Raw genomic sequence first — 15411 nt, forward strand, 5'->3', positions numbered from 1 at the left:
GATCGAATAAATTAAAAAAATATAAATTATTTTTCATTGGAAGATTTATCCAAAACAGATCTCTTTTCCATAACTATACCGATAATAACCAAACATAAAAAAGAAAAAAATAGTCTAATAAAAAAAGCAATATAATCATTTCCTGATTCTAAAAAAGAAGAAAACAAAATAATAATTCCATCAGTTAATAACGCAGCAATAAGAAAGTTTATCTTATAAATATCTTTGAAAATTTTATGAAATATATCTGTTCCACCAGTATTATAACCTAAATTACGAATATTACTTATTGAATATCCAAAAATAAAGCCGCCACAAACTGAAGAGAAAAATAACAAAATAATATCATATTGATCGCGATTCCAATTCGTAAAACTTAATAACCATTTTCTTCTTTCGTCGCCTATTGAAAGAGTTAAAAACCAAAGAGATGCGTTATAAAAAAGAACTACAAATAATATTTTGAAAAAAAATTTTTTTCCAAAATATTTATAAGCAGCAATTAAACTCAAAAAATTATACAACAAAATAAAAATAATTGTAATCAATGACTCATTTGAAATTAAATTTGGAAAAAATTTTTTTAAAAATTGAATCGTCAATAAAGATAAACCATCTAAACCACCACTATTTAATTTAGGTTCTAAAACAAAAAAATAAACACCTAAAGTTAACAAAATATTATTAAATATAAGAAACAAACATGGAGAAATATTTTTTTTTGAAAATTTAATTCTATTTTTCATATTTTTCAATAAAGTATAAAATTCACCTTTATCTGGAAATCAAAAATTTCCCCTCTTTAAAAAAGAATAAATAAATTCATCTAAAAAACCATCCATCACTAAATTAATTTGAAATATTTCGTGATTAGTACGATGATCTTTCACCATTTGATAAGGATGAAAAATATAACTTCGTATTTGGTTTCCCCAACTAATATTTTTTTGATCTTTCTTTAAATCGTTTTCTCTTTCTTTATTTTTTTGAAGAGCTAAATCAAATAATTTAGATTTTAACATTTGCATCGCTTTTTCTTTGTTTTTAATCTGACTTCTTTCGTTTTGACAATTAACTACTATATTAGTAGGTAAATGTGTTATTCTCACCGCTGAATCAGTTGTATTTACACTTTGTCCGCCTGCTCCGCTGCTTCGAAAAACATCAATTCTTAAATCTTCATCTTTAATATCAATTTTAATATTTTCGTTCATTTCAGGTAAAACTTCACAAGAACAAAAAGAAGTGTGTCGACGTAAATTAGAGTCAAAAGGAGAAATTCTTACTAATCTATGAACTCCTCTTTCGGATTTTAAATATCCGTAAGCATAATCTCCTTGGATTAATAAACTTACTGTTTTTAAGCCTGTTTCAGCTCCTGGTTGCAAATGTAAAATTTTTATTTTAAAATTTTTTTTTTGGGCGTATTTTTGATACATTCTAAATAACATATAACACCAATCTTGTGATTCGGTTCCGCCAGCGCCAGAGTGTAATATTAAAAAAGCATTATTTTTATCATATTCATTATTTAACAAAATATTAATTTCAAATTTTTTAATATCTTGTTCGAATTTTTTTAAATCTTCGACTAAAATACTTAAATCGTCATCATTTTCTTTAAATAAATCAAATAATCCGAATAAATCATTTAAATTTTTTTGAAATTTTAAAAATGAATCAACTTGTTCTTGGATATAATGCATTTGTTTTGCGATTTCTGTCATTTCTTTATTTTGTTCACGTGTAGAAAGATCTATCATTAATTTATTCAACTCAGAAATTTGTTTATTTTTTTCTTCTAAATTAATTTTAATTTCTAAATTTGATAAAATTGTTTTTAAATTTTCTAAAACTTTATTAATTTCGTATCTTTCCATAAAATTAAAAATCCTTCATGAAAAACTTTTTAATTCCAAGGTCTTTTGGAATAAATTTTTCTTCTTTTTTTTGGCTTCGCTAATGAACTTTTATTAATATTGAAATTTAATTCCTGTTTATCAAACTCCAAAGAATCTGGTGTAAAAGCAAATTTTAAAATAATACGTGTAACATCAAATGAAATATCGTCTATCATTTTATTGAAAAAATCTCGGCTTTGTTCTTGATAAACTGTTAAGACATTTTGTTGTCCATAACTCATAAAATTAACACTTTGACTAAGTACATTCATATCTGAAATATGACGTTTAAAATAATTATCAATATTTTGAATCATAACAACTTTTAAAAACTTATCATAATAACTTTCGTCATTAATCACTAAATCAGATTTTTTTTGTTCTAAAATAAAATTAACTTTTTCGAAAACTAATTTTTTAATTTCTTGTTGGAAACTTTTATCATTATTTTTTTCTAATATTTGTTCTAGTTCTTCTTTTTTTAAAACATCTTTAGGGAAAAATAAATTTTCTAAATATTCTTTAAATGCGATTAAATCAGAAATGTCTCTATTTTTCATTTTATTAGATAAAAAATATTGCATTTTTTTGTCTACCATTTTAGAAATTAAGCTTTCAACTGATTTTTCTATTTCGTTAGAAATTAAAATTTCTCTTCTTTGTTTATAAATAATTTCTCTTTGTAAACCTAATACAGAATCGAATTGTAAAATAAATTTACGATAATCAAAATTAGAAGATTCAATTTTTTTTTGCAAATTAGTAAAAAAATTAGTAAAAATTTTTAATGACAAAGGAGTTTTTTCTTTATCAGTATCTTGAGTTTTATCTAAAAGTCCAATTATTCTTCTAATTTTGTCTCCTCCAAAACGTTGTACTAAATCATCTTCGCTTGAAACGAAAAATCTAGAAAAACCTGGATCTCCTTGACGACCTGCACGACCTCTTAATTGGTTATCGATTCTTCTTGATTCGTGTCTTTCAGTTCCTAAAACAGCCAACCCGCCTAATTCTACTACACCTTCGCCTAAACGAATATCTGTACCACGACCTGCCATATTTGTCGCTATCGTAATAGCACCTTTTTGTCCAGCTTTAGCAATTATTTCTGCTTCTTTTAAATGATTTTTAGCATTTAAAACTTCATGTGGAATTTTATTTTTCTTTAATTTTTTTGAAATTTCTTCTGAAACTTCCACAGTAGCAGTACCAATTAAAATAGGTTGTTGTTTTTTATGTCTTTCTTGTATGTCTTTTAATAAAAAATGCCATTTATCTTCTAAATTTGTAAATACAAAATCTGGAGCATCTTCTCTGATGATTGATTTATTAGTAGGAATTTCTATAACTCTCATATTGTAAACAGTAATAAATTCTTTTTCCTCAGTTTTCGCTGTACCTGTCATACCAGATAATTTTTTATAAATACGAAAAAAGTTTTGATAAGTAATAGTAGCAGCTATTTCTGTTTCTTCCTGAATAGTACAACCTTCTTTAGCTTCTAAAGCTTGATGCAAACCATCGCTAAATTGACGTCCTTTTAAAATTCTTCCTGTGAATTGATCAATAATTAAAACTTTATCTTCTTCTACTAAATAATCTTTATTTTTATTTAAAACAAAACAAGCTTTTAAAGCGTTTTTTATACAATGTAACAAAGCATAATTATCGCCACTATATAAATTTTTAATTTGAAAAAAATTCTCTGCTTCTTTAATACCTGATTCAGATAATTCAATAGTTTTAGATTCTAAATCAATAATATAATGTTCTTCTTTTAAAATTTTAGCAAATCGATCGGCATCTCTATAAAACTTAATGCCTTTTTGTTTTTGGCTAGAAATAATTAAAGGTGTTCTCGCTTCATCAATTAAAATAGAATCGACTTCATCCACAATAGCGTAATTATAATCTTTAGTCATTAATATATTATTTAAATCAGTTTCGATATTATCTCTTAAATAATCAAAACCTAATTCACTATTAGTGGAATACATCACATCACATTTATAAGCTTCTTGTTTTTCTTGAAGGCTTTTATCTTTGATATTCAAACCAACAGTCATTCCTAAAAAACGAAAAACATCACCTATTTCACCATTAGCTTCACGAGATGCTAAATATTCATTCACAGTGACAATATGAACTCCATCACCACTTAAAGCGTTTAAATAAGCAGGCAGTACTGAAGTTAATGTTTTGCCTTCTCCAGTTTTCATTTCTGCTATTTCGCCTTTATATAAAACAAAAGATCCTAAAAGTTGCACATAATAAGGATTCAAGCCTGTAACTCTTTTACAAGCTTCTCTTGATAAAGCAAAAGCTTCGACTAATAAATCATCTAAAGAAGAGCCTTCTTTATAAAGTTTTTTTAATTTTTCTGTTTTTTTTGGAAATTCTTCATCTTCTAATCGAGAATAAAACTCTTGTAAAGATTCGACTTTATTCGCTATTATTTTTGCTTTTTTTAAATATTTATTAGAAAAATTAAATCTCTTCCTCAAAAAATTAAAAATCATCTTTTCTTCCTCAATCTTTCTAAATAATATTTAAATCTATTCTTTTAAAAACAAATATAAAATTTAATATTTGTTCTAATATTTAAAAAATTCATTATTATTTTTAAAAATTTTTTAAAAAAATAATATATCTAACTTTTTTTAAAAAATTTTTAAAAATAAATATTTATTTCATCTTGCCGAGAAATTAAAAAAAGATTAAATAAAAATAAAAACTATGTTTTTTTAAAAATTTTATTCAACAACATAGTTTTTATTATATTAAAAAGTATTTTTATATATTTTTGTTTTCTAAATATTTAATTCCTGCTAAATTTAATAAACTCCATGGTTTACTAAAGTAAGGGTGGAAAGAAAAATCTTTAAAAGCTAAATCATGAATAGTAGATTTAGATTCGATTAAAACACTTAAAGTGTTCATTTTTTCAATTAAATTAGTTGTAGACAAAATTTGTCCGCCTAAAAGTCTACCTGTTTTTTTTTCGAAAGTAACTTTTAATAAAACTGCATCGTATTCAGGCATAAACTCTGGTCTGTTCGCATCTCTTATAACGATAGAATCATAATCAACACCAAAAGCTTCTGCTGAATTTTCATTTAATCCTGTAGAAGAAATACTTAAATCATGAATTTGTATGCAACTAGTTCCTTGTGTTCCTGCGTATTTAGCAACATTTTTTTTGATATTTATTCCTACAATAGTACCAGTTCTTACAGCGTTAGTCGCTAAAGGAATATACATATCATGTTTTTCAATTGGTGTATAATAAATATTAATACAATCGCCGCAGCCATAAACATCTGGATGAGAAGTTTGTAAAAATTCATTTACTTTTAAAGCTTGATTTTTCGGATCTAATTCTAACATGCCTTTAACTAAATCTGTATTAGGTCTGAAACTAATACATGTAATAACCATTTCAGTTTCGTGAGAACCTTTGTCAGTTTGTACATGTGTAACTAAACCGTTTTCATCAGTTTTAAATTCTAAAACTTTTTCGTTTAAAGCTAATTTAACATTATGTTTTTTTAAAGTACTTTCAGCTACTGAAGTAAATTCTTCATCTAAATACTTAGGCATAATCCTGTCAGCGATATCTATTAAAGTAACTTCTTTTTTTTGTTTTGAAAAAGCTTCTGCTAATTCTATTCCGATGTATCCAGCTCCTACAACTGTTATTTTGTTAACATTTTTAGCATAATCAATAATTTTGTTAGCATGGTCTAAATTTTTAGATAACAAAACATTTTTAGAATGAATACCTTTAATATTAGGAATAATTGGCCAAGACCCAGTAGATAAAATTAATTTATCAAAAGAATCAACGAATTCCTCATTAGTTTCTAAATTTTTAACTAAAATTTCTTTTTTGTTTAAATCAACTTTTAAAACTTCATGTTTCAAATGAACATCAGCGCCTAAATTTGTTAATTCTTCTTTACTTGAATAAAACAAACCTTTTTTGTCTTTAACTACACCACTAATATACAAAGCTATTCCACATGATAAAAAAGAAACATTATCATTTCTTTCGTAAATACTAACTTGAACATCGTCAAATTTACTCATCATTGTTCTAACAGCGGCCGTTCCTGAATGATTACATCCAATCAAAATTACTTTCATTAAATCCACCTTAAGAATTTTATTTATTTGAAATACAATAACAACAACAGGAAATAAAAAAATATTCATAATAATTATAACTAAATTTAAATCATATTGAAAATATTTTTTTAAAAATCAAATTTCAGAAGGCAATTGGTCTATTAATTTGAGATCATTTACAATTATGTTAAGAACATTTTTATTTAATTTAATATTTTTTTTAGAAATATTATGATTAAAACTTTCTTTTGTAAAACGTTGTCCTTCTTGTAATTTACGAACTTCAACTATAGTATTAGCTGCTATTTCTCCTAAACCATCTATTGAAATAAAAGGCATAATTAAAAATTTGTCTTCAAAAATAACAAATTCAAAAGCTTCCGATTTATTTAAATCAATAGGTAAAAATTTAAAACCTCTTTTGATCATTTCTGATGAAATATTTAAAGTATTGATAAGACTTTGTTCTTGAACAGTATTTTTTTTCGTTTTATCATTAGTTTGCAACTTTTGAATTTTATTATCAATTTCTTCATGTGTTCCTAACATCAAATAATAATCAAATTGGTTTAATCTTTTAGAAAAAATACCACTATAAAACAAAAGAGGATGATAAACCTTAAACCATGCGATCCTAACGGCCATCAAAACATAAGCTACAGCATGAGCTTTAGGAAAAAGATATTTAATCTTATTTAAAGATTCAAAATACCAATCTGGAATATCTGTTGTTTGCTTAACTAAAGCAATTTTTTTATTCCATTCTTTAACAGAAGTATTTTGTTTACCTTTTCTAACTAATTCCATAATTTCAAAAGCTATTAAAGGATCTACATTTTTTTGGATCAAATACAACATAATATCATCTCGACAACCAATAATATCATCAAAAGAAATGTTTTCTTTTGGGTCGTTTAAAAAATGTTGAGCATTTTGGATCCAAACATCTGTTCCATGAGAAAGTCCAGAAATTTTAACTAAAGTACTAAAATTAAAATCTTTTTTTTCTTTTTTATAAATATCTTTTAACATTTTTTTAACAAATTCTGTACCAAATTCTGGAATAGCAATTGTTGTAATTTCGTTCTCATAGAAATTTGTGCTTTCATTGGAAAACAATTTATAAACTTCTAAATCATCAACAGGAATATTTTGATAAGAATCAAAAGGAAATTTTTCAGGATTCTGTTTAACATAATCCATGAAAAATTTAATCAACATAGGATCATCGTGGCCCAAAATATCCATTTTAAATAAATTATTCTCAAAAGAATGATAATCAAAATGAGTAGTTTTCCAAGAAGAACTCGTATCATTAGCAGGATATTGAATAGGAGTGATATCAAAAATAGAATGATTTCTAGGAACGACAACGATTCCGCCTGGATGCTGACCTGTCGAACGTTTTACTCCTTCAATCATCACAGATCTTCTCGAGACTTCAAACGATCTAACCTGATTTTCTATTTTTTTATCTTTGACAAAACCTTTAACATAACCGAAAGCAGTTTTTGTAGCGACTGTTTGAATAGTTCCAGCTCTAAAAACAGATGATTCTCCTAATAATTCTTTCATGTAATCATGTGCTTTAGATTGATAATCACCAGCGAAATTTAAATCGATATCAGGAATTTTATCTCCTTTAAAACCTAAAAAAGTTTCAAATGGTATATCTTGTCCATTTTTAGAAAATTTTGCTGAACAAAAAGGACAATTCATATCTGGTAAATCATAACCTGAAAAAACATTGCTTAAATAACTATAATCAGTATAATCTTTTCCTCTATCTTTTATATATTCTTGAAAACTATCATCTTCTATTTGAGTTTTTGACATTTGAGGAAAAACATTATATTGACAATTAGGACATAAATAATGTGGTTTTAACGGATTAACTTCTGTGATTTCTAAAAGAGTTGCAACAAAAGAAGAACCAATAGAACCACGAGACCCCACAGGATAACCTTTATCTATAGAATTTTTAGTTAAAAGATGAGCTAAAAAATATATAGGAGCGATATTATTATTAATTTTTTTTTGTTTTTTTGAACCAATAATACTTTGTAATTCTTTTTCTATTCTTGCTTGTACAAAAGGATGCAATTTCTCTCCATAAGATTGTCTCAATTTTTTCTGTAATAATTCTTCAATTTCTGTTTTTATACTTGTTATATTTAAATTTTCATCAAAAGTATCATCTTTTAAGGAAAAAAGTTTATCAGGAAAAATTTTAATTCTTTCGATTTGATCATTTAATAAATGAGTGTTATTAATAACCAAATCTTCTTTAAGTTTTTGATCTTCAATAAAATCGAAAGCGTCTAACATTTCTTGAGTAGTTAACAAATAATTATCAGGTAAATTTTTAGAATTATATTTTGATAAATTATGCAAACCACCGCCAACTAATTTAGCGTTTATATAAATTTCTCTGTAAATTTTATCATAATTATTCAAATAATGGACATCACCAGTTGCGACAACTATTTTATTTTGTTTTTGAGCTTCTTTAATAATTTTTAAAATAGTTTCTTTAATAATTTTCTTTCCTGCTTCTTCGTTATCTTCTGATACATCGTACATAATATGTTTATAAGAATGCGGAGGTTGAATTTCTATATAATCATAAAAAGAAATAACATTTTTTAATTCTTCATCGTTTTTGTTCAAGGCTGCTTCGAAAACGTTACCTTCGTAAGAACTACTACCTATAAATAATCCTTCTCTGTATTTTTCGAATTTAGATCTTAATAATCTAGGTTTTTTATAAAAATCATCTGTCAAAGCTTCACTAATTAAATAAAATAAATTTTTATATCCTGTTTGATTACGCACTAAAATGTTAACGTTATGCGATCTTTCGAATTTTGAATCTAAAGGTCCTTTAAGTTCATAAAAATGTAAGATATTTTCATTTTTTTCAAGTTTATCAAACATTTCTATCAAAACTAAAGCTGTCACTTTAGAATCAAACAAAGCTCTATGATGGTTTCCAGATATTAAATCTGTTTTTATTTTAAAAACTTTAGCAATGTTTTTTAATTTAAAATATTTCAAATATTGACTAAAAAATTTTTGACTTAACGCAAGAGTATCTATAAAAGGCACTTCTTTTAAAGGTAATTTTAATTCACGAGCTTTTTCTTTCAAAAAACCTATATCAAAAGAAAAATTATGAGCTACTAATACATAACCTTCAATAAATTTCAAAAATTTAGGTAAAATTTCTTCAATATCAGGTTTATCAGCTAAATCTTCATTTTGAATTTGAGTAAGTTCAATAATTTTTTGATTTAATTTCATTTTAGGATTAACTAACTCATCAAAAATTTTACTTGTCATTTTCCCATTTTCTATTTTAACAGCTGATATCTCGATAATTTTATCTCTTGTTATAGAAAATCCTGTAGTTTCGATATCAAAAACAACATAATTATGTTGTTTTAATAAAAAATCAGAAAATTCTGGATGTTTTTCTTGATTTGATACAAAAATAGGATTTTCTCCTATAAAATCCATTTCTACACCTAAAATAGGTTTAATATAATTTTTTTGAGTAAAAGTATTAATTTCAGGATAAGCGTAAATGCCGTTATAATCTGTAAAAGCGATGGCTTCATGACCCCATCTTGCAGCGGCGTCGATATATTCTTTAGCGCTATTTGTAGAATCTAAATTAGACATTTTTGTATGTAAATGTAATTCGATTCTTTTTTTGCCTAAATATTCGTCTTTTCTTTCTGAATATAAATTTTCAGAAGATAAAATTTTATATTCTTTCAATCCTTTTTGTCGGAAATGAAAATCTCCTTTTTTGTATCCGGTGTTATTAAATAAAACAGTCAAAATTTCTACTTTTGTGCCTTCTTGAAAATCTTTTTCTAATTTTTGATAATCTTCTGATTCTGGCTGATAAAAAGTTTTATATAAAATAGAATCGTTTTTTTCGTCTGGTTCTAACAAATAAAAAGAAAATAATATTTTGTTATTTTTAGTAATTGTTTTTTTTATTTGTTGTATATATCCTTGAATCCAAAAACCTGTTTCAAATATTTTATTTTCGCTCAATTGTTCCCAAACATGAGGTATATCTTTGAAAGATAAATACTTTTTACCGTTATTTTCAAAAATTGGTTCTTTTATTATTTGTTCTATTTTGATAGGTCTATAACTAATTTCTGGCGATTCTAATACCAAATGATATTCTTCTTTTAATAATTTATTAAATTTTTCTATTATTTGAGATAAAAAATCAATTTTTTTTTCTGAAGCTTCAAAATCTTTTTTATCAAAAGTTATTTGACACTTTTTTTCAGCAAAATCAATTTTGTCTACTAAAATACTTACTCCAAATAAAAGATTTTGTTTTTTAATAATTTGATTTAATTGATATTGAAATATTTTTTTCCAAAAATCTTCTTCAAGAAAATCATCTAACAGAGGAAAAAGAAAATTAACTTCAACTTGTAAATCGTTAAATATTGTTTTTTTTGCTTTTTCTTTCAAAAATTCCTTACTTAATTGTTCGAATTTTTCTAAATAAGAAGCGTCTGAAATTTCTTTTGTAATAGAAATTTCTAAACAAAAAATAATTTTTTTATCATAAACAACAACTTTATTTAATTCATAATGAGTAGAATGTTCTAAATTAAATTTATTATAAAAGGAAGAAAATTCACTTTCGACTAATTGAGATGATTGTAATATATCATCGGCTTTATAATGATTTGATTTTTTTTTAGAATCAGATTTATAAGAAAATAAACTAAGATTAATATTGTTTAATTTATAAGACATTCATTCAACTCTTTTTAAAAAATATTTTTATATTAAAAAAATACGCAAAAATAAAAAAAACACATAAAAAATTCATGTGATTATATTTTTATAAAAATATTTTTTATCTATTAATTTGGTACTGATGGTCGGACTCGAACCGACATGAGTTTAACCTCGTTTGATTTTGAGTCAAATGCGTATACCGATTTCGCCACACCAGCTTCAAAAAATAAATAACAACTACATTTATTTAAAAATAAAATTTTCTATAAATGTTTATTATTTATTCAAATACACAATAAATTTTAACATAAAATATTTAAATATTCTTATAATATCGCTCTAATAAGCTCTAGCGAATAAAATAGTTTGATTAGCTTTTTTTTGAGTAACAGGACATATTTCAGTAATTAATTTTTGTTTTAATATAACTCTCGCTGATGCTCCTGTTTCTTCTTTAATAATCTTTTCGGCTTTATTTTCATGAACACTCATTTTGATATAACCTGCATTTTTGATTTTATCTTTAAATTCTTGATAAGTTTTAACTTCAATTATATTTTTATTTAAATGTTCGGAAGCTTTTCGAAACATCTCTTCATGAATATTTTTTAATAAAAAAGGTATTTTTTTTACTAATTCATCTTTTTTAATTAATTGTCTTTGAAAATTATGTCTTATAAAAACCGTAACATTATCTTCTTTTAATTCTCTTAAACCTATTTCAATTCTTAAAGGAACGCCTTTTAATTCATAAAAACTAAATTTTTGACCAACACTTTTATTTTCTTGATCTAAAATAACTTTATATTTTTTAGATAATTGTTTATAAAATTGTTTTGCTGTTTCAAGAATTTCTGAATTATTAGATGAAATCGGAACAATAACTATTTGAATAGGTGCGATATAAGGAGGCATTACTAATCCTTCATCGTCTCCGTGAATCATAATCAAAGAACCTATTAACCTTGTCGAAATCCCCCATGAAGTTTGTTCTACGAATTTTGTTTTTAAATCAGAATCTTGAAAAGTGATCCCAAAAGATTTAGAAAATTTCGAACCTAAATAATGAGAAGTTCCTGCTTGAAGGGATTGTTTATCATACATCAAAGCTTCTATCGAATAAGTAATTTCTGCTCCTTTAAATTTTTCTAACTCTGTTTTTTTTCCAGAAACAAAAGGAACAGCTAATAATTCTTTACCTAGTTTTTTATATAAATTTAATATAAACATAGTTTCTTTTAAAGCTTCTTTTTTAGAAGCGTGGACTGTATGTCCTTCTTGCCACAAAAATTCTTTACTTCTTAAAAAAGGTTTACTACTTTTTTCCCAACGGACAACATTAGACCATTGATTGAATAATTTAGGTAAATCTCGATGAGAAAATATTTTTTTTTCGTAATATCTAGAAAATAAAACTTCAGAAGTGGGTCTGACAATCAATTTTTGAGATAATAATTCTTTATTAGTTTCTTTAATCATTAAAGCTTCGGCTGAAAAACCTTCAATATGTTCTTTTTCTTTTTTAAATAAATCTTCTGTAAATACTAAAGGAAAATAAACATTTTGATGTTTGCTTTTTTTTAATTTTTTATCAACAAATTGTTGAATAGATTCCCATATTGCATATCCATAAGGTAAATAAATAAAAAAACCTTTAACATCAGAATATTCAATTAATTCAGCTTTTAAACAAATTTCTTTGTACCATCTACCGAAATCAATATCACGTGAAATAATTTCTTTAACTAATTTAATATTTTTCATATAAATCCTTGTATTTAATAATACATTTTAATAATTTAGAAAAAACAGAGACTTGATCTAATTTTTCCCAAGGAAATAAATCATCTTTACGTCCAAAATGTCCTTCTTGAGCTGTAATTTGAAAAAAAGGTTTTTTTAAATCTAATTTTTTAATTATTCCATGTGGAGTCAAATCAAAATTTTGTTCAATATGTTTAATAATTGAAATTTCAGGAACTTTATTAGTATTAAAAGTATTAATAAAAATACCTACTGGTTTAGATAAACCAATAACATAAGATAATTGAATTTCACATTTATCACACAAACCAGCAGCAACAATATTTTTAGCTAAATATCTAGCCATATAAGCTCCGCTTCTATCTACTTTAGAACTATCTTTACCGCTAAAACAACCTCCACCATGACGAACTTCGCCGCCGTAAGAATCTTGAATAATTTTTCTTCCTGTTAATCCTGTATCAGCAGCAGGTCCACCAATAGAAAAACTTTTAGAAGCGTTAATATAAAAATTAGTATTTTCGTTAATTAAAAACGAATCAACAACTGGTTTTATGACTTCTTGAAAAATTTGTTTTTTTAAAAATTCTTGATCTATATCTTTTGAATGTTGAGCAGAAATAACAATAGAATCAATATAAAGAGGATTATTATTCTCGTCATAAACAAAAGTAACTTGAGTTTTACCATCGGGTTTTAAAAAAGGTAAAATTTTCTTTTCTCTTACTTCTGTTAATTTTAAAGATAAATTATGAGCTAAAAAAAAATTTAAAGGCAAAAAGAGATCTGTTTCTTTTGTAGCAAAACCAAACATTAATCCTTGATCTCCTGCACCTTCATTTTGAACTACTTTAGTTAATTCTGTAGATTGCTCATGAATAAAATTTAAAACAGATAAATTCTGATAACAAAAACCGTCCTCTACTTTATCATAACCGATATTTTTGACAACATTTTTGATTATTTGTTCTATTTTTTCTGACGACAAAGAAAATGAAGTTTTGATTTCTCCTAAAATAATTACTTTTTCTTTAGTAACTACTGTTTCAATTGCTACTTTAGATTCTGGATCTTTCTTTAAATAAAAATCCAATAAAGCATCCGAAATTTGATCCGCTATTTTATCTGGATGTCCTTTAGTAACAGCTTCTGTAGTAAATTTTTTCATAAGAAATCCTTTTATTATTATTTTTATAATCTTTTTTTTAAATAAAAAATTGTTGTTTTTTAATTAAAAAAAAGATTATTTAAATCTTTTTTTATAAAACATATTAAATATTTTTTAGTAATTTTTTAAATGATTTCTATCAAATGAAAAAAATTAAACTAAAATAACGTAACAAGCTTGTTCTCTGCCTTTTACTAATTTAATAAAAAATTCTACTTTATCATTTTCTTTTAATTTTTTATATTTGCTATCTTGATAATGACCTGGAATTGGTTCTTCGTTGCCTTCTATAATAGAATTCGAATGGCAAAATAAATCGTCTTCAGCTCTTTCTCTTTGATCGATAAACTGGTCCATTTCTGCATCATCTATTGAAAATTGTTCTGCTATTTGGTTACATAAAAAATCACCTATCGGTTTTACTGATTTTACGAAACCATAACCTCTATCTAGATCGAACCATTTAACAACACCTTCAAATTTAACTTTTGTATTTTCCATTAATTAATTTTAAAACTCCTTTGTTTTATATAAAATTTGGATCAAACATTATTTATTATACTATATTTATATAAATTTTAACAAATAAAAATTGTAATATGATATAATAAAATAATAAGATATATAGAAAAAAGATGCCCTTATAGTTTAACGGTAAAACGTGTCAATGGTAATGACAAAATATAAGTTCAATTCTTGTTAAGGGCACCACTGAACTTTTATTTTTAATAAAAAAATATTCTATTTAAAAACGGAATTATATTTAAATTTTATTTTTTATGATATAATAACTTTGTGTTTTTCTTAATTTTTATTTTAAATAAATTGCGAATGTCGTATAGTGGTTATTACTTATGCTTGCCAAGCATAAGACAGGGGTTCGATTCCCCTCATTCGCTCCAAAAATACAACAATTAAATAATAAAAATAATTTTTATATAAAAAAAAACTATCTTTTGAAAGATAGTTTTTTTTGATTTTGAGTTTTATTTTTAGAAGATGAATATCTGTTTAAAATACTTCTTCTTTTGTTTTTGATTAATAAACCACGTTTAGAATGAAAATCACCAGGATGTTCTTTTAAATGTTTATTCAATTTTTCTATTTCGCTAGATAATATAGCGATTTGAACTTTAGAAGAACCTGTGTTGTTCTCACGATCAGTGTTTTCTTGAATAATCTTTTTTTTCTCTTCTTTAGTTAAAGCCATATAATAAAATTTTCCTTTCAAAATTAATAATTTATTTAAATTTATTCATTAAAAAAATTTATATTTTTAAAAATTTTTCTACATCTAAAATAAAAACAACGGAACCGCCAACAGTTACTTCTGAAGAAGAAAATAAATTAATTTGATCAAAAATATTACTGGAAATTGTTTTTGTTCGAGTTTTAGAATATTTTTTAAAAATTTCTAGAGCTTGATCAATTTTTTCTTCTTTTAAACCGATAATAAAAGTGGAATTGTTTTCTTTTAAAAAACCTCCTTTTGTATCTAATCTAGTGTTGAAAAAATTTTCTTCATTTAAATGCTTTTCCACTTCGTTAGCGTCTTCTTTAGAGACTATAACTAAAAGCAGTTTCATTTCACTATTTATATTTTCTTTACTTATCTCACTCATATATTATATTATATACAATTTGTAAAAATAAAAATTTATTTATTAT

Annotated in this window: 10 protein-coding genes and 3 tRNA genes; 2 read left to right on the plus strand and 11 right to left on the minus strand. The window is 24.6% G+C overall.

The window, feature by feature from the left end; all coding sequences use genetic code 11:
• Nucleotides 1–26 precede the first annotated feature (26 nt).
• From AB6A63_RS01270 to AB6A63_RS01310, 9 genes are all read right to left on the minus strand, one after another.
• A complete protein-coding gene (locus tag AB6A63_RS01270; protein ID WP_370430883.1) occupies nucleotides 27–746 on the minus strand; it encodes a YitT family protein in 720 nt (239 codons plus the stop codon).
• Nucleotides 747–785: 39 nt separating this feature from the next.
• On the minus strand, nucleotides 786–1880 hold the full coding sequence (gene prfB / locus AB6A63_RS01275) for a peptide chain release factor 2 (protein WP_370430884.1): 1095 nt from the start codon (nucleotides 1878–1880) through the stop codon (nucleotides 786–788).
• A gap of 29 nt (nucleotides 1881–1909) precedes the next feature.
• Complete coding sequence (gene secA, locus AB6A63_RS01280) at nucleotides 1910–4417, minus strand: preprotein translocase subunit SecA (RefSeq protein ID WP_370430894.1); 2508 nt, start codon at nucleotides 4415–4417, stop codon at nucleotides 1910–1912.
• Nucleotides 4418–4694: 277 nt separating this feature from the next.
• Complete coding sequence (locus AB6A63_RS01285; protein ID WP_370430885.1) at nucleotides 4695–6047, minus strand: FAD-dependent oxidoreductase; 1353 nt, start codon at nucleotides 6045–6047, stop codon at nucleotides 4695–4697.
• Between the two features lie 117 nt (nucleotides 6048–6164).
• Nucleotides 6165–10826 (minus strand): DNA polymerase III subunit alpha, encoded by a 4662-nt coding sequence (gene polC, locus AB6A63_RS01290; RefSeq protein ID WP_370430886.1) that lies wholly within the window; start codon nucleotides 10824–10826, stop codon nucleotides 6165–6167.
• 116 nt (nucleotides 10827–10942) lie between these two features.
• Nucleotides 10943–11029, minus strand: a tRNA-Leu gene (locus tag AB6A63_RS01295).
• Between the two features lie 121 nt (nucleotides 11030–11150).
• Complete coding sequence (gene proS / locus AB6A63_RS01300) at nucleotides 11151–12575, minus strand: proline--tRNA ligase (protein ID WP_370430887.1); 1425 nt, start codon at nucleotides 12573–12575, stop codon at nucleotides 11151–11153.
• Nucleotides 12562–13743, minus strand: coding sequence for a methionine adenosyltransferase (metK, locus tag AB6A63_RS01305; RefSeq protein ID WP_370430888.1), 1182 nt, complete (start codon nucleotides 13741–13743; stop codon nucleotides 12562–12564). Before metK ends, proS begins: the two co-directional genes overlap by 14 nt.
• Before the next feature lie 153 nt (nucleotides 13744–13896).
• A complete protein-coding gene (locus AB6A63_RS01310) occupies nucleotides 13897–14244 on the minus strand; it encodes a cold shock domain-containing protein (protein WP_370430889.1) in 348 nt (115 codons plus the stop codon).
• Nucleotides 14245–14380: 136 nt separating this feature from the next.
• On the opposite strand from AB6A63_RS01310, the gene AB6A63_RS01315 reads away from it, so the two are divergent.
• Together AB6A63_RS01315 and AB6A63_RS01320 are read left to right on the plus strand one after the other, a co-directional pair.
• A tRNA-Thr gene (locus tag AB6A63_RS01315) sits at nucleotides 14381–14454 on the plus strand.
• 116 nt (nucleotides 14455–14570) lie between these two features.
• Nucleotides 14571–14645, plus strand: a tRNA-Gly gene (locus AB6A63_RS01320).
• Between the two features lie 47 nt (nucleotides 14646–14692).
• Here AB6A63_RS01320 and rpsO read toward each other — a convergent pair.
• Complete coding sequence (gene rpsO, locus AB6A63_RS01325) at nucleotides 14693–14953, minus strand: 30S ribosomal protein S15 (protein WP_370430890.1); 261 nt, start codon at nucleotides 14951–14953, stop codon at nucleotides 14693–14695.
• 58 nt (nucleotides 14954–15011) lie between these two features.
• A complete protein-coding gene (locus AB6A63_RS01330) occupies nucleotides 15012–15329 on the minus strand; it encodes a cyclic-di-AMP receptor (RefSeq protein ID WP_370430891.1) in 318 nt (105 codons plus the stop codon).
• Nucleotides 15330–15411 lie beyond the last annotated feature (82 nt).

This window comes from 'Camptotheca acuminata' phytoplasma (assembly GCF_041276565.1).
Lineage (GTDB): Bacteria > Bacillota_I > Bacilli_A > Acholeplasmatales > Acholeplasmataceae > Phytoplasma.